Below are 20,025 nucleotides of genomic sequence, written 5' to 3' on the forward strand. Positions count from 1 at the left end.
GGACAGAAAATGGATTCGCTGCCCCTCGATCACCCACGTCTGAAAAAGAACAACTTCGACCTCATTCGATAACTGTTTGCGTCGATCGTCTGTCTGGTACACGCATATGAGGTTTCGGATTTCAGCCAGTTAGCGACTTTAGCGGGCTTTCTCTCCACAAAAGTGGCGGTCCAGGGGTTCTTTGTGGTCAGTGGATTTCTGATTGTGATGAGTTATGAACGATCGTCTTCTCTGAGATCCTATGCCAGCAAACGGGTACGGCGAATCTATCCGGCTTATTTCACTGTGGTGATGCTGTCTGCTGTATTTCTGGTGCTGGTCAGTCAGAAAACAGTTCAGGAGTATTTTTCGCTGGCGTGGCTGAAGTACCTGGCTGCGAATCTTACATTTATTAATTTCCTGCAACCTTCTCTGCCAGGAGTTTTTGATGCCAATAAATTTCCGGTCGTGAACGGTGCGCTGTGGACTCTTAAAGTGGAAGCGATGTTTTATATCGCCGTACCTGTTGTGGTCTATTTCTTAAGACGTTTCCCCAGGCTGCCACTTCTGATTCTGATTTACCTGCTTTCGATTGCCTACAGCGAACTGCTGTTGTCGGCTTATGCCAAAACAGGGGTAGAGTTCTATGACCGACTGGCGCGACAACTGCCCGGACAGATGTGTTTCTTTATGGCGGGAGCGGCCCTGTTTTATTATTTGCCAATCTTTGAACGAAATATCAAATGGTGCGTCACGGCGGCGGCTGTGATTCTGATGGTTGACGGGATGCTGCTTCCCCTGCCCTGGTTGCAGCCCGCTGCTCTGGCATCGCTGGTTGTCTTTTTCGGTCTGTTTCTCTATGCCGGAAACTTCGGAAAGTATGGAGATTTTTCCTACGGCGTTTATATCCTGCATTTTCCGATTCTGCAGTTACTGCTGAATACCGGCTGGTTTCCAGAACATCAGTGGCTGTTTCTGCTGACTACCATCGGCCTGACCGCAGTGGGAGCGTTCCTGATGTGGAACCTGATTGAAAAACGCTTCCTGTTACGCAGCAGTCATTATGTTGCCGCGGTCGAATCTCCTCGAGACCAGTTGACGGTTCCACAGCCAGCTGGTCTGTCAGCCGAGTGATCTTACTTTGACTTCAGATCAAAGTTGAAACTGTTCTCGCCGGTCTTGACCTCAGCTGTCAGTTCCGTTTTGTCATTGTATTTGGCAGGTACCAGTTGCATGCCAGCATCATCGGGATTATCAGGCATTTTGAGAATCATGACTTTGTGTGTTCCCGGAGTGGCTCCAGAAGCATCCGAATTGTATTCCAGCGTGTAAGAGCCATCGGTTTGAGTCGTAGCGTTTGATGCGCGGCGTCTGGCTTTGTCAGATGCCTGTTGCGGTTCAAAAATGATTTTGGCATTGCTGAGAGGGGCTCCATCCATGGTGACGACGCCAGTAACTTGAGCGAGTTCGGGGATGGGTTCGCCTCCCCCGCCACAACCTGTGAAGGTCAGGAGCAGGATGAGGCAGAAAACAGGGCTGAATCGTGAAGTAATGCAAATGTCCGACATGATATAAACGTTCTTATTCAAGTAGTGCGCAAACAATGAAACTGTGCGCAGACTGCAGTTGAAGATGAAAAATACCGCGACGGCAATCAGCCATCGCGGTATTGCAGACGGAAGACTGTATCCAGTTTTACTGTAGCGTCTCCAGGTCCATTTGGACCGAGTATATTAGATTGATAGACGCTATGGTTAAATGTGATGCGTTCTGGATAGAAGGATCGAGAGATCTTTGTCCGTTAGAATTCCGGAATGATCTCACCGCCTCTGATAGAAATTAAAGCGGCGACAACGCCAACTCGATCGACATTCTCACTGACGAACCGTACGGAACCATCGGCCAGCATCACATGCGCGCCACCTACGTGATGGCTGCCTGCGCCCCAGGCATATTGTTTGTTATTGCCATCGTAGTTATAGTTGATGGCATACGTTGGTGAACCGGGGAGAATGAAAAATGTATGGGTGGCTGCATTCCAGTAGGGACCATAGCTGGTTGATGTCTTCAAAAGTTTTGTTTCACAGAAGATCATCGTATTGGTTGTACCATCTACGATATCCCGAAATCTTGCTGCACCGTTTGGACCTAATGTGCCTTTTGAAGTACTTGTGTTCGCTCCCCAGCTACCACCACTCCCCCCGGTTGTGTAATTAACGACTCCGTAACTGGTACGCCAGCCCGGACTCACATAATAAGCACCGGATGTGGTTGAGTTTGATGGATTCCCAGGATCGGATGGGCATAGAAAAACGGGTACGGGTGATTTGACTACTGAATACTGGTCTGTCGTGACAGTACCCGTGCACTGATTACCATGGTTTGCACGACCGCTGGGTAAACTAAAATTGTATTGATTGTAAATGTTTGCCTGATCAATGTAGGGCAGAATCATCTGATAGCAAGTATGATTCAACAGATTACCAGTCGAGCCGTGTACTGTATCGCAATAGTTAAGTCCAGCATTAACAGTGGCTGGAGGAAACACCCGATGTGTATCGTGGTAGTTATGCAAAGCCAGGCCCATTTGTTTCAGATTGTTTTTACAGGTGCTGCGTCGGGCTGCTTCGCGAGCCTGTTGAACTGCAGGTAACAGCAGTGCGATTAAAATGGCGATGATGGCAATCACCACCAGAAGTTCAATCAATGTGAAACCGTTTTTCCGTGATTTGAGTGTGCGCATGAAAGTGCCTTTTTCATAGAAAGTGGATAACGAAATAGAATTCAGAAGAATTGACGTGGCTGATATTTCGTTAATGGGAGCGCACAACTAGCGAAATCAGTATTTGCTACTGTTAAGTAAAGAATTTTTAACAGAGCTAATTAAATTATGTGACTGAGATGATGCTTGCACAAGGTTATTGGTTAAGAAATCTAATTAAAAGGCGAGTTTTTCATTAAGAATTTTGATTAATCAAAACTTTGAACTGGTAAGGTATTGTATAGTAATTGCTTAGGGGGTTTCCGGCGGTCTGGTCGAAGCGCTGGTCGAAATGAGAAGAACGTTTATCCAACGTTTCAGCAGAAATGAAATGCGACACAGGGAATGCTCGTGTATTCTTACCTTCCCTGACTTGAAGTCAGTAAGCAATTGATATTCAGAGGGTGCAGTGAGGTATGAATCAGTGAGAGGGAGTTAATATCGGGAAATTAATTCGTTACCTCTTTGTTGATTCTGTATTATGACCGCTGAAACTGGCCTCTCATCAATCATTCAGGGACCCAATATGACCCGTCTTATTTATCAACTCTCTGAACTGGACTCCTCGTTTGTTGCAGAAGCGGGAGGCAAAGGCGCTTCCCTGGGAGAATTGATGCGGGCACAGGCGCCGGTTCCTCCTGGCTTTGTTGTGACGAGCTCCGCCTTCCACTCTTTTTTTTCTTCCGATCAGATTCAGCAGCCGATACTGGACACCATTCAGGCTTTGAATGACCGGCAGATTGATCTTTCTCAGGCGCATCAGCAAATTAAATCCTGCATCGAAGTGGTTGAGGTACCGGATCAGATCTGTGAAGCCGTGCAGCAGGCATCGCGCCAATTAGCTGCGCCGCGTGTTTCGGTTCGTTCCAGCGCAACTTGTGAAGACAGCGCCACCAGCGCCTGGGCAGGACAACTCGAGACATTTCTGGATGTCACTCCTGATGAAGTCATTGAAAAAATCAGGAGCTGCTGGTTGTCTCTGTTCAGCGAGTCTGCATTAGCTTATGGAGAGCATCACTGTTTTACGACGGGCGATATTTCCGTGGCAGTCGTTGTGCAGCAGATGGTGCAGAGCGATATTTCAGGAATCGGGTTTTCGGTTCATCCCGTCACTCAGGAGCCTGACATTCAATTAATCGAAGCCTGTCTGGGGTTGGGGGAAGCCATTGTTTCGGGGAGAATTATTCCTGACCAGTTTGTTGTTGAACGCGATTCCCGTCGGATTCTGGAATCCATCACTGGAGATCAGAAAGAAGCGTTATGGATTCGTGAAGGACACCAGAAACCGGTCTGGCAGGATCTCGATGGGCGAGGCAGACAACCGAAAATCACGGAGCAGCAGGTTTCCGAATATTCTGCTCTGCTGAACCGGTTACACCAGCATTATGGTCATCCCATTGATACGGAATGGGCGATTCAGGATGGGAACTTTCAGGTTTTGCAGGCACGACCGATCACAACACTGGCGGCGGAGTATGACAAAACTCTATTTGATGATTCACAGGGCTGGCAGTTCTGTGTGCGTCGTCCTTTTTTCCTGCTGGCGGGATCTCTGTTACCTTATTGGATGGATGCCAGGCATGCAGATAACACAATTGGCGGACACTTGAATGAAGTGTTACTGATTCAGGATGAAACAGGGATGATGAATGTGTTTTATCCCCATGATTCCAGCGAGGCATTTCTCAGTCGCATTGGTGATCTGTTTCAGAATGACCGGGAGCAACTCATCCGAATCTTAAGATATGGACTGGGTCTGTATGCCCAGGCGCCGCCGGTGATTGAACAGGGATTGAGCGGTTTTGCGGATTTAGAAGAACTCGAAGACCTGTTTGCTGATATTGCGCAGCATACCACCGTCTTCCCTGCCTGGGTTCTGATTTATATTGAACAGCATCAGATCGATGATCCTGAGGTGCGGTCTCTGGCAGAGCAGATCCGTACTCATTCCCTGTATCCGGTGATCGAACGAAAGATTCTGGAACCTCTGGCTGTTCAAACAGCAGAGCAGCTTGGATTTGCAGAACCAGATTGTGCGTGTGAATTGTTTTTGTGGAGCGAGTTAAAAGCAGGTGTTGTGACACGTGAATTACTCGAATCCCGCTACGCGGCGATCAGGGAAGGCAGACGGTATATTTTTCAGGTGATTGATGGGCGGGAGACGTTTCATCTGGTCTCGCAGACCGGCTATCTACTGACTCGGCTGGCGAAGCAGCGAAAGCTTCAACCCCGCTCCCAGGAAAATGAGCTGACAGGTCAAGTCGCCTGGCCGGGGATTTTTCGGGGGCGGGCACGGGTCGTTCTCAGTCTGGATGCGCAAGGGCTGACAATTTCACCTGATGAGGTTCTGGTTTCCATCCAGTCGAGTCCGGCATTGATGCCTTTGCTGCAACAGTGTGGTGCGATTGTGACCGATGATGGCGGCATTGCCTGTCATGCTGCGATTCTGGCACGGGAGCTGAAAAAACCAACCCTGATTGGCACCCTAGAGGCAACACAGAGAATCCAGACGGGAGACCTGGTCGAAATCGATACATATTCTCAGGTCGTAAGGATACTGGAGAAACAGCAACAGTAAAAAAAGCACTGAAACCAGTCTGGTAACAGTGCTTTTATGGGGATGACAGGACTTGAACCTGCACGCCTTGCGGCACTAGATCCTAAATCTAGCGTGTCTGCCAATTCCACCACATCCCCGGAGGAGGTCTTTCAGTGGGAATACTAACGATTCCCGGAGGTTGATACAAATCGAAGGAGAGAAAAAAGTCTGACTTTCAACGGGATTCCCGAAGATTTCTTCATTTTTTTCCCTGGATTCTGAGACAGAATAAATGTGTTAATCGGTTGCGGAATCGGTCTCGGATGATTCCTGTTCCTCTTCCTGCTCCAGTTTCGAAATCTGATCGCGGAGCGAGGCAGCAGCTTCGTAATTTTCCTCGGCAATCGCAGCCGTCAATTCCCGGCGGAGCTTGATCAGATTGTACTGCTGCTGACTGGATGTAGGAGCCCGCTTGGGAAACTTGCCGATATGTTCACAGGCACCATGGATATTTTCCAGAAGCTGAATCAGCGGTTCGCGGAAGGCGATGTAGTCATGCGGACAGCCCAGCCGCCCTTCACTGCGAAATTCCTGAAACGTGATCCCGCAATTCGGACATTCCAGTTCCTCATCCAGGTCCAGATCCTGTGAGTTCAGTTCGATCAGAGTGGCTTCATCCTGCGGTTCCCACTCATCGGACGGGGCCTGCCCGCTGATATATTCCTGGAAATGTTCTTCACAGAAATGGAGTGCCTGTGCCTGCCCGTTTTGTATTTCGGTCAGGTGATAGACGGCGGGTTTATTACAGACTCTACATTTTTTCATGGTCGAAACTTTTATGGATAAGGGACTGATAAGGATTTCCTGAAGAGGAAATGTGCCACCTCTACTCTGATTCTATACGAACCGGTAGCGGGGCTCAATCGCGATTTCCAATTTGATTTTAACCCGGATGCGCAGACGGCGATTCACCGATATCAATGATGCTGCAGGCCTGGATGATGTTTAAGCCAAGCTCACCCGCACGCTGGAGTAACTCCGGGCTTTCACTGCCTGGGTTGAACCAGACTTCGTCGGCTCCTTTCGCCTGGATTTCTTGCAGCAAGCCAATTCCGATCTGCGGGGGAACATATACGCTGATCCGATTCAGATGCGCAACAGGTATGTCTGCCAGACTGCGATAGACAGTCAGACCTTCAATGCTGGATTCGCTCGGGTGAACCGGGAAGACTTCGTATCCCTGTTTGAGATGGGCGCGGACCGACTTGTTTCCGTATTTGTGTCGGTCCGCACTGGCTCCAATGATGGCGACTGTCGGTTGTGACATGCCTAGTCCTGTTTTTTCAAAGAGGAAACAAATTCGTCGTAATGTTTCTGGACTTCTGCCTGCGACGGAGTTTTTCCTTCGCTGACAATCACCCGGTACTTCATTTCCAGTGGTTTGCTTTCATCAAACTTTGTATCGAAGAAGGCACCGAAGCGACCGTAGGGACGTTCGGAATAACGTGATGGTTTGGGGACGCTGGGGTCTTCCAGATATTCCACATTATAGCGTTTGCCGTCGATTTCGTACGACATGGCAAACCAGCCCAGATTGATATGACCGTTGGGATCTGTTTTGTCAGATACCTGGAATGGCGCGGGCTGCTGGGGAAATCCTTCAGGACGCACATAGGTGGCGTTGTTGGATTCCGCGACGTCCTGTGCGGCACGGTACTGGAAGCCGGCGTGTTGACGGTCTCCGTCCAGGATGATTTCGCCTCGTTTACTTTCCAGTTGAGTCTGCCAGTCAATCTGCCAGCCAGGGAGTTCCGAGTTCGCGACTTTAATGGGAGTGACGGTCACTTTACGTGTTTCAATGATGACCGGTTCTCCCTTGGCATCTTCCCAGCGGATTTCAGAAGTCATTGAACCCTGTTTTGGTCCCCCTTTGAGGTCAATAAACTTTTCGTGACGCAGATGTGCGCCATTTTTACAATGCCAGAAATCGAGTTCTTTACCTTCGAATTTTGTTTTATTCCAGCCGACATACAAGCCGCGATGGTGTGTGTATTTTCCGCCGGGACCTTTGGTGATGACTTTTTTACTGCCGGGACCGTAGACATGGTGGAAAACCTTGTAGGTGTCGTGGAAGCTTTCAGCAGAAGAGTCGTCATAGGGATAGACATACTGCAGGACCGGGTTTCCGTTATAGTACAGGTCGGCCACTTTTTTTTCCGGCTGATCCTTCCAGGTGAAGCCCGTTTTTTCACTGGCAGAGGCACCGGCGGTGATTGAAATTAAAGAGAGCAGTACGAGGGACAGGATGGTAAGTCGCTTCATAGCAGGTTCCATGAATGTTTTTGTTGAGTGGAGATCTGGTTCAAGAAGAATACATCATAAAAAATCCCGTATTCCTGGTGGGAATACGGGATTGGGATTGATTATCACCGGGATTAACCGGCGTTGGAATTCGGATCGTTTTTAGGTGGTTTCCCATCGACCCAGGGACCAGCCAGTGTCATATAGCTGGGCTCTTCCAGAACACTTCCCTTGTCGCCGGCTTTCCAGCCGGGAATGTGTTTGGGTTTCTGCCGTGCCTGTGACATGGCTTCCCATTTTTTCGACCAGCTGCCGTCCCCTTCAGTGATCTTATGGGTATCGGCATCGAAGTGGTAAACTTTACCATTGCGATAGCTGTTAGATCCCATGTTGACCACTGCGATTGCGGCAGCACCCAGATCTGGCGGGTTGTTACACTTGCTCTGATCGTTGGCCTGCATGGCTTCGACCCAGTTCTTGAAGTGAGCGTAGGTCGTGTCTTTGATTGGAGTGACATCGATCCGCTGCTGTTTCAGAGAACTGTCTCGGGTGACTTGAGGTCGTTCGGGAATGAAATCATACCCTTCGAAGCCTTCGCCGTTACCAAAGACGAACGAACCATTGTGTCCGCGGATGATCTGTTTAATCCGGGTTTCCTGGTTACACATGGTCGCATTGACCAGTCCCTGGACTCCTTCATTGAAGTCAGCGGCAACCGTGGCCACATCGGGAACGTCGCGGCCATCGTATTCCAGGTAGAGCCCCCCTGCTCCGACAACACGACCGGGATAACGCAGGCCGGTTGCTTTGAGCATGGCTGTGGTTCTGTGGACGAACAGGTCGGTAAACATACCAGAGCCGAAAGGCCAGAAACGACGCCACTGTGCGTAAACAGCACGGTCGAACGGCTGATACTCGGCCAGACCTTCTTTGGTACCCAGCCAGAGGTTCCAGTCGATGTTCTGGGGGTTCATCTCTTTTTTCAGAGCGTAATACCGCCACTGGCCCATTGACGAGTTACGGAAGTATTCGGTCTGGAACTGGAGTACCTTACCCAGTTGGCCATCCTGCAGACGGGCACGGACGTCATCCCAGACAGGGAGGCTGGTGGACTGCACACCGACCTGCATGATTTTGCCAGTCTTCTTCCAGGTTTCTACGACCTCCAGAGCCTCTTCGACTTTCTTGGTCATTGGTTTTTCACAGTAGACGTGAAGACCGGCGTTCATCGCGTCGATGGTCTGCTTGGCGTGCCAGTGGTCGGGAGTACCAATGGCGACCGCATCCAGTTTTTCTTTTTCGAGCATGTCGCGGTAATCGACGTAGGCAGCTACGTCATTTCCCAGCTCTTTTTTGATATAATTAGCAGTGCGGTCCCGATGTTCTGAATAGACATCAGCAACGGCAACCAGTTCGATGTTCATGCCATCTTTTTTCAGCTGAACCAGCTTTTTCACGTGGGCGCCAAATCCACGACCACCAGGGCCGATAAAGGCGATGCGAATCGCTTCGTTGCTGTTTCCGGCTCCGAAAGCGGGGGCGGAAGCCAGTCCGGCGATCGTGCTGGCAGCGACAGCCGTTGTTCCTGAGGTTTTCAGGAAATCTCTTCGATTGATGGGGCTTTGATCCATTTCGTTATCTCCAGTGATATAATAAAGTGTGACTGTTACTGGATGGTATCAATGGTCGGCGATACCAAATGCGTCAGAGGGTCGCAGGCGCGCACCTTCAAGCGCTTATGGGGGAAGGAAAAGGAAACTGCTTTCCCTACGTCAAATAGTAGCAATATTGTGGGCCTAATGGTACTTAACCCTCTACATTTTCTGGATTGTTGCCGATTCAACTGATACAGCCAGAACTGGGTGTCGGCCAGAGTTTTTTCTAAATAAAGACAATTAAGTGTTGGACTAAGTGGTGTTAATACGAGGATTAGCAGGTTTCGACGTGTGTCGGGGGGGCATGGTCTCAATCGGTAACTTTGATGGCGTGCATCGAGGACACCAGTTGATGATTCAGACATTAGTTCAGCATGCCCGTACCCATAACGTCCCTGCGATCGTATTTACCTTTGATCCGCATCCGATTCACCTGCTGCGTCCCGAGCATGCTCCTCCTGAATTGATGACGATAGAACAGCGCGCAGAGGTTCTGGAGAGTCTGGGTGTGGATTGTGTGATCGCTTACCCCACCGATCAGACATTATTAAATCTGACCGCGGAAGAGTTCTTTCAGCAGGTCTTATGTGATCAACTGCAGGCCAGAGGTATGGTGGAAGGCCCCAATTTTTATTTTGGCAAGAATCGCGCCGGCGATGTCACTTTATTAGGCCAGCTCTGCGAACAGGCGGGGATGTTTTTCGAAGTTGTCGAGCCAACTGTTTGCGGATCGCGAATGATCTCTTCTTCCGAAGTTCGCAAATCAATTCAAGAGGGAGATCTGGGTGAGGCGAACGACATGCTGGGGCGCCTCTATCAGATCGAGGGAACTGTCGACCATGGTGCCGAGCGGGGACGTCAACTGGGCTTTCCGACCGCGAACCTCACCGGAATCAAAACGCTGATTCCCGCCGATGGCGTGTACTGTGGGATCGGCGTGATCGACGGTCAACAATACCCGGCTGCGATCCATATTGGGGGAAACCCTACCTTTCAACAGGAAGAAACCAAGGTTGAAGTTCATTTGATTGGTTTCTCGGGAGAGATTTACGGACAGAAACTCCAGGTCCAGTTTCTGGAACAGTTACGGGGAACTCAAACCTTTGCCGATGCCGAAGCGCTTAAATCGCAACTTCAGATTGATGTCGAATCAGCAAAAAAACTGGCCAGTCAATGGATAGATTTACAATAATGCGCTAAGATGGCCAGTTGACTACGTGAATTCAGTCACTGGAAGCAGCAGGAAATCGCAGAGCAGGAAAAATGAATGAGTACAATTAACTGGGCCCCCCTCTGTGAACTGATTCATGCGCATCAGAAATTTCTGCTTTCCTGCCACGTCCGTCCGGACGCCGATGCACTGGGTTCAGAGCTGGCGCTGGCCTGTTTTCTGCGGCAACTGGGGAAAGACGTGCGGATTATCAATCCCTCGGCTCATCCCAAAAGTATGGATTTTCTGGTTCAGGAACATGAAGTCCGTTACGTCGGCGATGGAGTTTCAACAGAAGAATTTGAATGGGCGGAAGTGCACATCGTGCTCGATACGAGCGCCTGGTCTCAATTACCCGGACTGGCAAATTTCTATCGCAAAACAGATTCCAAAAAAGTAATCATCGATCACCATGTCAGCTCCGATTCTCTGGGAGCGGAAGAATTCAAAGACGTCACATCCCCTGCCACCGGCTGTCTGGTCTATGACCTGGGATGTGCTCTGAACTGCAGTCTGGATCCGGAAATCGCCACCCTGCTGTATGCGGCAATTGCTACGGATACGGGCTGGTTTCGTTTCCCTTCTACCACCGCCTACACCATGCAGATTATCAGTGAGCTGATCAAAGCGGGGGCGGAACCACATCAGATCTATGAGCTGCTCTATGAACAGAACAGCTTACCTCAACTGAAACTGATGGGGCGTGTACTGGGGCAGGTGCAGACAGATTTCGATGGTCTGCTGGCTTATACGATCGTCAGTTGTGAAGACTTCAGTGCTACCGGGACCACTCCCGTCGATACGGAAGGGCTGGTCAACTATTGTCTGACACTTGCGGGAACTCAAGCCGCATTTATCGCTGTAGAACAGCGCAGTCGGCAGGTGAAGATCAGTTTTCGCAGCCGCACCGCATGGGATGTTTCTAAAGTTGCCGAATCATTCGGAGGCGGCGGACATCGACAGGCTTCTGGTGCGATGTTGAACGGTCCCCTGTCCTCTGCTGTGACAAAAGTACTCGGAAAGTTTCGCGAGATGTTTGAGACCAGCGAAAAGTAAAATCGCTCACCATACTCTCGTGGTTTTTTATGAAAACTATTTTCCCGATTTGATTGCTCTTGGTCTGACCCTGTTATAGCATAAGAGATATGAATTTATATCCAGCTGTCCATTTCAGATTCAGAGGGTAATCGATGCGCTTATACGATCAACTCCGGTTTTTAACCTGTCTCCTGGCCTCATATGCTATTCTGAGTTTGCCGGGCGATTTCTCAATGGCCGAGAGCCCGATTCGCAATACACAAGATCCCAAAGATGTTGCGACCTCGCCGGAACAGACCGTAAAAAACATGACGGTTCCCGAAGGGTTCAAGGTAACGGTCTTCGCGAGTGAACCGGACGTGCATCAGCCAATCGGATTTGAAATTGATGACCGGGGTCGTCTCTGGGTTGCTGAATGCTTCAGCTATGAGCGTGGCACCTATGACGATCAATACCAGGACCGCATTATCATTCTGGAAGACACAGATGGTGACGGTAAAATGGACCAGCGAAAAATCTTCTGGCAGGGTCCCGGGCCTTTGACCAGTGTGACCGTCGGTTCGAATGGAGTCTGGGCTTTGTGCCGCGGAGAATTGCGTTATTTCGAAGACAAGAATCACGATGACGTTCCCGACGGCAAACCACAGGTGCTGCTGGAAGGCTGGAATTATAAAACGGTTCGACACAATATTGTGAGTGGTCTCACCTGGGGACCGGATGGCTGGTTGTATGGGCGTCATGGAATTACGGATTCCTCTCTCGTAGGGACACCTGAGACCGTGCCCGCAGACCGCACGTTGATTCATTGTGGCATCTGGCGCTATCACCCCGTCACTCATAAAATTGAAGAAGTCAGTTCCGGTACGACCAATCCCTGGGGCTTCGACTACGACGAGTACGGCCAGATGTTTTTCACGAATAATGTGAATGGTCATCTCTGGCATATGATTCCCGGCTCGCACTACATTCGCATGTCAGGACATGGCAGCGATCCCAATCCTTATGTCTACGAATTGATGACTAAGTGTGCGGACCACGATCACTGGGACAGTTCATCAGGGAAATGGACCGACTCCCGAGATACCTCGGGGATTCACGGAAAACTGGGTGGGGGACACAGTCACTGTGGCGGTATGATTTACCTGGGCGACAGCTGGCCTCAAAAATATCGCAACTCCCTGTTCCTGTGTAACACGCATGGCCATCGAGTGAATAATGATGCTTTGGAGCGGGAAGGTTCCGGCTATGTTGGTACGCATCGTCCCGATTTTCTGTTAACCGGTTCAGACTGGTTTCGAGGCACCGAATTGAAATACGGCCCCGATGGCAGTGTTTATCTCACTGACTGGGCGGATCTGGGAGAGTGTCACGATCACGACGGCGTGCATCGGACCAGTGGTCGCATCTACAAAATATCGTATGGCGATGTACCGCAACCTGAAAAACTGGATCTGAATCAAATGTCAGACAGTGAACTGGTCAGACTGCAACTGCATCCCAATGACTGGTATGTCCGACATGCCCGCCGGATTCTGATGGAACGTGCCGGAACAGCTGAGAACTGGAGTCAGCCTAAGGCAGAGCTGTTAAAGATTTACGATACTTCCAAAGATGTTTCGCGGCGGCTGCGTGCTCTGTGGACGCTTTATTGTACGAATCAATTAAACGACGCCTGGCTTGTGAAACAGCTGAGTGATCCCAGTGAGCACGTTCGCATCTGGGCCATTCGCTACCTGGTGGAAGGTGACGATGTTCCAGAAGCAGCCGTGAAGCAGTTTGCACAACTGGCACGCACAGACTCTTCCGGACTGGTACGACTTTATCTCGCTTCGGCAATGCAGTCGCTGGCACCGCAGGACTGTTGGGAAATCGCTGCGGCCCTTGATCAGAATCACCAGGATACTGAAGACCGGAATTTCACCCTGATGCTCTGGTACGGAATTGAACCCGCGGTCATGGGCGAAAGTCAGTCCGCATTGAAGTTTCTCAGTCATGCCACTCGACCACTGGTACGCCAGTTGGTGGCACGTCGTCTGACCGAAGACATAGATCAACATCCAGAATACGTGGCACAACTGATTCAACAGGCGATTGACACAAAAGAGAGTGCAAAACAGCAGGATCTGTTAGCCGGAATTCAGGCTGCTCTACAGGGACGCCTGAAAGCAGAGGCCCCAAAGAACTGGCAGGCATTTAAAGAAGCAACTGCCAGGACGGATTCCAAAGAATTGCAGGATCAGATTACAGAGCTCTCGGTTGTATTTGGTGACGGGCAGACAATGGATGCACTCAAGCAGATTACCGTCGATACCGAGCAGTCCATGAAAAGCCGTTATCAGGCATTAGAAACTCTGTTGAGCAGTTCGCAGGATAAAGATCTGTTATCAATCATTCAGAAGTCGGTCTACACGACAGAACTTCAGCCACTGGCATTTCGAGGATTAGCTCGTTTTTATGATCCGCAGACGGTTCAACGAATGCTGGGCCGTTATCGCAATATCAAACATGATGGACGACAGGTCCTGCTCGATACCGTTTGCAGTCGCAAGGAATATGTATTGCTGCTGCTGACTGCCATCGATAAAAAACAGGTTCCCCAGGAAGATGTTTCCGCATTCCATGTGCGTCAGCTTCGTAATTTCCAGGACAAAGAAGTGGTCGAAAAGCTGAATCAGGTCTGGGGCCAGGCGCGGGAAACTCCTGAAAAGAAACGCGCACAGATCGAGAGCTACAAAGCCTTGCTGACAGCGGAACGACTGGCCAAAGCCGATCGTGTCCAGGGGCGGGCTCTGTATGAGAAAACCTGTGCGAAATGTCATCGACTGTTTGGAAATGGTGGCCAGATCGGTCCTGATCTCACAGGGGCGAATCGGACGAATATGGATTATCTGCTGGAGAATATGGTCGACCCCTCTGCCCTCATTCCCAAAGGCTACGAAATGGTGGTGGTGGCACTTACCGATGGTCGTGTCCTGAACGGAAATGTTGTCCGAAAAACTGACAAGCAGCTGACATTGCAGACACAGAATGAGTTGCTCGTACTCGATCGTCAGCAGATTGACGACATGACGGCCTCCAATCTGTCCCTGATGCCGGAAGGCCAGCTCGATCAGTTGAGCGAAGAGCAACTGGCGGATCTGATTGCTTATCTTGCTGGTAATACACAGGTGAAACCACCGGTCGCATCAGCGACGACTGGCCCTTAAAGAGAGATGTGAAAAACAGAATTCGCAGGCACACTGACAGGAATCTCGACCCCTTTTCTACCCGATAGAAGGAGAGCGTGATGACAGGACGTGTTATACATTGTCTGATGTTTCAGGCTGGCAGAGTACTCTGTTTATGCGCTGTGCTGTTACTGCTGACAGCGACGGCAGTGTCTGCGGAAGATCTGGGTAAAAAATATCCTGCCGGTCTGGATTCTTCGAAGCAGCCTCGCAGTTATGCTACAACGACGACAAAAGAAGATGTCTGGAAGCTTTCTTCGTTTGAATTTCAACTGGCAGACAAGTTCAAAATCCAGCTCGGTCCCGCTCAGGTCGTCCTGGGTCACCATGACAGAAACGTACTCTGGGCGGCTGTTTTTCCAGAGGCTCCCGGGGAAATTGTAATATCCGACGCAGGTAAAGGGGAACATGTCACCAGTCTCTGGTTGCGATTTCATCCGGCTCGCGTGGGAGAACTGTTTCCTGCTGAAACTGTGTTAAAGCAGGGGGATTCAAAATGGATCGAACAGGCGGTTGCTCTGGCCCGGCACAAAATAAGGTCAAGCTGGCAACAGAGCGGGAAGCCGATGGTGCCTGTGAAAGAGTCCCTGATTTTCGATCTCGAAACAAAAGAAGGGAACCGCAGGTTCTACGCACTCGATACCAGTCAGCAGACTGCGCAATATGTTGACGCATTTCGCCAGAGGACTCTGCCTGTCGCAGCCCCATTCAAGACGGGGGACGGTGCTGAAATCTTCGACAAAGTCTGGAGTGCCTTTGACCGCGAGTATGCGATGTTCGTCATTAAACCGGAAGTGGACTGGCAGAAGTTGCGCGAGGAGTATCGCCCCCGGGCGGTTGCCGCGAAAAACAACCGTGAGCTGGTAGAGATTCTCAGTGAGATGCTCGCGCACCTGAAGGATCTGCATGTCTATGTCCAGGTGGAGGGAACCTATGTGAAAGGGTTCAACCGCGAACGAGATTTTAATGCCAGCCCGGCTGCAGCAGCGCATCTGATTGGGAAGATCAACCAGATCAAAGGCATGCGCTGGGGCCGCACGCAAGATGAGATCGGTTATATCGCCGTTGACAGCCTCTCAAACCAGGCGTTGCTGAATGAGTTTGAAACGGTACTGAAACAGATGCGGGGGACACGCGGCCTGATTCTGGATATTCGTGCAAACGGGGGCGGCGCCGAACCACTGGCGCAGAAGTTGGCAGGATACTTTTTAGATCAGCCATGTCTTTATGCGACGCATCAATATCGCAGTGGAACAAAACACGATGATCTGGGTTCTATGCAAAAGCGGCGTCTGACTCCCAGTCAGGACTGGTATTACCGGGGACCGGTGATTGTGTTACAGGGGGAAAAAACGATGAGTTCTGCAGAAGCGTTTGCATTGATGCTGGCAGAATGCCCCACTGTGACAACGATGGGAGACCGGACTGCCGGATCCAGTGGAAATCCACGAAGGATTGATGCGGGAGCAGAGATCATCGTCAATCTACCCCGCTGGATCGCTTATGATGCGGCCGGAAAACCTTTTGAGACGGTGGGAGTTCAACCGGATATCAGAGTGAAGACCACTCCCGCGGACTTTACAAAATCCAGTGATCCAGTCCTGTCCGCTGCATTACAAAGACTGAGAAAACCAACTGAAAATCAGTCGGGTGGTTCTGAAGAAACACTGATTCGGCGCAAGTGAAATTCAAAGTGGATTGTGAAAATGCACATTCTTTCCGCAATCCGAGACACTCTTATTGTTTCGCATTCAGCACCCGCTCTATTTCCCGACTGATCAATGTGTATTGCAGCTGATTCATGATTTCTATCATCTCAGTTTGAGTTGCATTCTCAGCGGGCGGCCATTTCACGCCGCTTGCTTCTGCCAGGGTTTTCATGAACGCTTCGCGATCCCCCGAGGGATCGACATCGCTGCGGAATGTGATCTGGCCTTCCTGATTGATGACAATCAGTGCCGGATATCCTTGAATCCCATATTTCGCGCCTGTCTTACTATCCAGAATGGAAGTGCCCCGATCGATTCCCGTGGGTGTCGTCCACTGCTCGCTCTGGAGCAGCTTTTTGATCTGGCTCAGTTCTCCATCTGCAGTATGGATTCCCAGGAAGACAACCCCCTGCTCTTTGTATTTTCGGGCAAGTCGTTTCTGCGCGGGGATGGAAGCGACGCAGCCACTGCAGCGGAGCCCCCAGAAATCGAGCACCACTACCTGGCCGCGAAAATCGGAAAGTTTACGGGTTCGTCCATCAGACCATGCCGCGATCTCCCATTCCGGAGCCTGCTGGCCAACCGCCAGTGGTTTCTGTTTTTCTACCCTGGATGTAGATGTGGGGGCGAACTCGTTGATATGAATTGTCACTTCTCTATTTTCAGACTGGTTTTTACTGATCACCAGGTTGGTCTCTTTGATTTTCGTACCCCAGCGGACAGAGAGTCGAATCACACCACTCGGCAGGTTTTTTAAGACGGCTTTTCCTGCGGAATCGGTCCGGGTGATCTGGCGTCTCAAAGCGTAATCGCTAACGGGTTCCAGGATTGATCCCGGCAGGGGCTGTTCCTGTTCATCGAGAACAAGGACTGGAATGGTATGTCCCGGCTGAAGCGTCAGTGTATTAAAGTCGATCGGGGCAAAGTCCTTTTTGGCGTCCACGATTTCTGAATCGGTACCGGCAAACCCGTCTTTTGTCAGCGTGACTGAAAACTGCTGATTATTAAATACCTGGTTATCATAGATCGGCAGTTTTATAGAGAATGTTCCATCATCAGTGGTCTGGGTTTCTTGTCCCGTTTCACCACTGCCTCCCCCTTTTAAGCCTTCGATCACTCCCACCCGCACATCAGCGAGTGGATTCCCCTTCTCGTCCACGGCACGACCGCTCAGGCTCTGATAGCCAGTCGGTTTCGCAGCTTCGGTCTGAAAGGTCAGTAAAGGAACGCCGTCGCTCAGCGTGACGGTTGCTTTGCTGACGATGGCTTTCTTTCCCGAGGAGTCGGTCATTTCTGTTTTTTCAGTATCGGGAATCTGTTTCAGCGAGACGACCCGTGTATTGTCGAAGCCGGGGTCCACAATCAGTTCGGCTGTCATATTGACGAGTGTCAAAATAAATTTGCCGCTCGTTCCCACTTGCGTCAGTTTGCCGCGACCTGACTGATCCAGATAACTCATCGAACTGGCATTCGCTTTCTGAAACGAGACCGGTTCCCCCTTCAGCCAGGCGGCCCGTTTCGCATCGTCTTCTACTTCCTGAAGGGAGACCCTGTACTGGATCGGCTGGTCGTTGAGATGCGCGGTCAGGAACTTCAGTTGATGCTCGTTGAGCTTGCCTTTCCAGTGAATATTCCAGGTGGGGCCCGTTTGGGCTTTGATATTATGTTCCAGCACGGGATTTTCAGCCGTCGTGACTAACGCCTGCGTGCATTCTTCAGGCAGGAGCCAGTATCCCGGTTTTAATGTCGGGAACCAGAGTTGGATATTTCCGATGGGGACTTCAATGCGATACTGACCGGCGTCATTTGTGATCCCCTTTTTTTCTCTCTTGTTAACATCTGGTTCGGAGGCAACAAATATTTGAATTTCTGCATTCGAAACCGCTTCACCTGTCTGCGCATCACTAACGGTGCCTGTGATGAAATATTGTGCTGCTGGTTTGCTCTCGGAACGCTGTTCTGGTCTGGTGGAGACAGCAGGACGTTTTTGATTCTTCTCAGGCTGTTCCTTCTTCTGTGCTGCATCACTCAAACCTGTAACAAGGAAAAGTAACAACACACAGATCGCAAGAGCGGATCGGCAGCGACTCTCCCGGGTCGGATTTGTCAGCTGACTGATTCGTGCGCGCAGTGCCGATCGTTTGCCGGCCATGGGAAGTGCCGCGATCAGCCTTTGTGAATACTGCGAAAGCTGGATTAACAGTTCACCGTATTGGTGACGGGTCTGTTCGTCAAAAGCAGCTACTGTTGCTGCATCTACGGCCAGTTCGATTTCACGGCGCAGCCGACTCGTGATCAGATAGACGAGTGGATTGAACCAGTGCACAGCGATGGCAATCCTGCTGAGGAACAGCAGCAAAGCATCATGACGGCGGATATGTTCCAGCTCATGAGTGACGATGGCGCGTCGGGATTGCTGATCAAAGTCATCCCACAACTGGCGTGGCAGCAAAATCGTGGGACGCCAGAATCCACAAGAGGACGGACCCAATTCTGTGTCCGTCACATAACAGCGAACTGGGAATTTGAGAAAACCCTGTTGTTGTCTGGCAGCAATTAATAAAAGCAATTCTGTGTCCTGGAGCGGCTGACTGTTCGCCATGAGGCGTGACAGCATCCAGCGGGAACCGATTTCTCTGATCAATAAAATACAAAAACCAAGGAACCAGAGACCGGTGATGAGAGCGGAAATCGAAAGATGGGCTTTTGATCCAGGCTCTGGTGAAATCGTCGCTGGATGATTCACATCCTGTTCGTCTGCCATGTGTGTTTGTACTGAGTTGTGAGAGTTTGAGAGTTGAGGACCAGGCGAACTGCGTATCACTGTCTCAGCGGGCACCGTCATCAAGGTATCTGTAACCTGGGGGATGCGATTGGGGTCGATAGAGAAGAACTGAAACAGGCTCAATCCACTGGCTGGAACGATTAACAGCATGAGGCGAACCAGGGGAACCGTCCACAGCAGCGCACGCCATTTGGGAGAAATCCAGCGCTGCAGCAGTAAAAGGACACAGAAAACCAGGCACGCCAGGATTCCTGCCTGCCAGGTTGCACGCCAGATCAGTTGCCAGAACGGGGGAAAATCAGATACGAAGTTCATTGGTTTTTCCTCCGTTTTTGAGTCGGTTTCCCGGAAGACGGTTGTTCTTTTGTCTGGCTCTGATTCGTAAGACGCTCGTCCAGGGTTTGTCTGAGCTCTGAGAGTTCCTCGCTGGAAAGCGTTTCATTCTCGACAAAATGCATCAGCAACGATTGCAGATTACCGGAGAAGAATCGTTCCGAGAATGAGTGGGCAGCCGAGCGGACACATTCGTTTCGGGTTACAGCGGCACGGTAAAGGTGACGGGAACCCTCGACATGCACATTGACGGCCCCCTTCTCGACCAGCCGCGCGAGCAGGGTTCTGATCGTGCGATGACTGCGGTCTCGCAATGTTTCCGTGCGGGCGATGATTTCGCCGGCGGTCTGGTCCTCTGCTTCCCAGACACCCTGCATCACTTCCCATTCCGCATCTGTTATTTGTAATTCCGATCGCTGGTTCATGCTGCCTCCTGTGACTACGGTTGTAGTAATCTCTGGGTGTAGTGTTACCACAGCTGTAGTAAT

14 protein-coding genes and 1 tRNA gene are annotated in these 20,025 nt (G+C 50.6%); 6 read left to right on the forward strand and 9 right to left on the reverse strand.

Features of this window, described 5'->3' with window-relative positions:
• Positions 1-93: 93 nt before the first annotated feature.
• A complete protein-coding gene (locus tag ACN0YN_RS03985) occupies positions 94-1,113 on the forward strand; it encodes an acyltransferase family protein (RefSeq protein ID WP_417384119.1) in 1,020 nt (339 codons plus the stop codon).
• A gap of 2 nt (positions 1,114-1,115) precedes the next feature.
• Here ACN0YN_RS03985 and ACN0YN_RS03990 read toward each other — a convergent pair whose 3' ends face one another.
• Positions 1,116-1,547 (reverse strand): carboxypeptidase-like regulatory domain-containing protein, encoded by a 432-nt coding sequence (locus ACN0YN_RS03990; RefSeq protein WP_417383696.1) that lies wholly within the window; start codon positions 1,545-1,547, stop codon positions 1,116-1,118.
• A gap of 233 nt (positions 1,548-1,780) precedes the next feature.
• On the reverse strand, positions 1,781-2,722 hold the full coding sequence (locus ACN0YN_RS03995) for a DUF1559 domain-containing protein (protein ID WP_417383697.1): 942 nt from the start codon (positions 2,720-2,722) through the stop codon (positions 1,781-1,783).
• 544 nt (positions 2,723-3,266) lie between these two features.
• On the opposite strand from ACN0YN_RS03995, the gene ACN0YN_RS04000 reads away from it, so the two are divergent.
• Positions 3,267-5,318, forward strand: coding sequence for a PEP/pyruvate-binding domain-containing protein (locus tag ACN0YN_RS04000; RefSeq protein ID WP_417383698.1), 2,052 nt, complete (start codon positions 3,267-3,269; stop codon positions 5,316-5,318).
• Positions 5,319-5,355: 37 nt separating this feature from the next.
• Here the strand turns inward: ACN0YN_RS04000 and ACN0YN_RS04005 are convergent.
• From ACN0YN_RS04005 to ACN0YN_RS04025, 5 genes are all read right to left on the reverse strand, one after another.
• Positions 5,356-5,437: transfer RNA gene (locus ACN0YN_RS04005), tRNA-Leu, on the reverse strand.
• Between the two features lie 139 nt (positions 5,438-5,576).
• A complete protein-coding gene (locus ACN0YN_RS04010) occupies positions 5,577-6,104 on the reverse strand; it encodes a UvrB/UvrC motif-containing protein (protein WP_417383699.1) in 528 nt (175 codons plus the stop codon).
• A gap of 118 nt (positions 6,105-6,222) precedes the next feature.
• The gene (locus tag ACN0YN_RS04015) at positions 6,223-6,606 is read right to left on the reverse strand and encodes a CoA-binding protein (RefSeq protein ID WP_417383700.1); all 384 of its coding nucleotides are present in this window, start codon (positions 6,604-6,606) and stop codon (positions 6,223-6,225) included.
• A gap of 2 nt (positions 6,607-6,608) precedes the next feature.
• Positions 6,609-7,601: a DUF6807 family protein gene (locus tag ACN0YN_RS04020; protein WP_417383701.1), complete on the reverse strand. Its 993-nt coding sequence runs from the start codon at positions 7,599-7,601 to the stop codon at positions 6,609-6,611.
• 113 nt (positions 7,602-7,714) lie between these two features.
• Positions 7,715-9,211, reverse strand: coding sequence for a Gfo/Idh/MocA family oxidoreductase (locus ACN0YN_RS04025; RefSeq protein ID WP_417383702.1), 1,497 nt, complete (start codon positions 9,209-9,211; stop codon positions 7,715-7,717).
• A 328-nt stretch (positions 9,212-9,539) separates the two neighbouring features.
• Between ACN0YN_RS04025 and ACN0YN_RS04030 the strand changes: the two genes are divergently transcribed.
• From ACN0YN_RS04030 to ACN0YN_RS04045, 4 genes are all read left to right on the forward strand, one after another.
• Entirely contained in the window at positions 9,540-10,427 is an 888-nt protein-coding gene (locus tag ACN0YN_RS04030) for a bifunctional riboflavin kinase/FAD synthetase (RefSeq protein ID WP_417384120.1), read from the forward strand.
• A 75-nt stretch (positions 10,428-10,502) separates the two neighbouring features.
• Positions 10,503-11,501 (forward strand): DHH family phosphoesterase, encoded by a 999-nt coding sequence (locus tag ACN0YN_RS04035; RefSeq protein WP_417383703.1) that lies wholly within the window; start codon positions 10,503-10,505, stop codon positions 11,499-11,501.
• A gap of 215 nt (positions 11,502-11,716) precedes the next feature.
• Entirely contained in the window at positions 11,717-14,689 is a 2,973-nt protein-coding gene (locus tag ACN0YN_RS04040) for a PVC-type heme-binding CxxCH protein (protein WP_417383704.1), read from the forward strand.
• 80 nt (positions 14,690-14,769) lie between these two features.
• Positions 14,770-16,395 (forward strand): S41 family peptidase, encoded by a 1,626-nt coding sequence (locus ACN0YN_RS04045; RefSeq protein ID WP_417383705.1) that lies wholly within the window; start codon positions 14,770-14,772, stop codon positions 16,393-16,395.
• A gap of 52 nt (positions 16,396-16,447) precedes the next feature.
• Here ACN0YN_RS04045 and ACN0YN_RS04050 read toward each other — a convergent pair whose 3' ends face one another.
• Complete coding sequence (locus ACN0YN_RS04050; RefSeq protein ID WP_417383706.1) at positions 16,448-19,519, reverse strand: M56 family metallopeptidase; 3,072 nt, start codon at positions 19,517-19,519, stop codon at positions 16,448-16,450.
• Positions 19,516-19,962 carry a BlaI/MecI/CopY family transcriptional regulator gene (locus ACN0YN_RS04055; RefSeq protein ID WP_417383707.1) on the reverse strand — a complete coding sequence of 149 codons (447 nt, stop codon included), beginning with the start codon at positions 19,960-19,962 and terminating at the stop codon, positions 19,516-19,518. Before ACN0YN_RS04055 ends, ACN0YN_RS04050 begins: the two co-directional genes overlap by 4 nt.
• Positions 19,963-20,025: the final 63 nt, after the last annotated feature.

This window comes from Gimesia sp. (genome assembly GCF_048260065.1).
Classification (GTDB): domain Bacteria; phylum Planctomycetota; class Planctomycetia; order Planctomycetales; family Planctomycetaceae; genus Gimesia.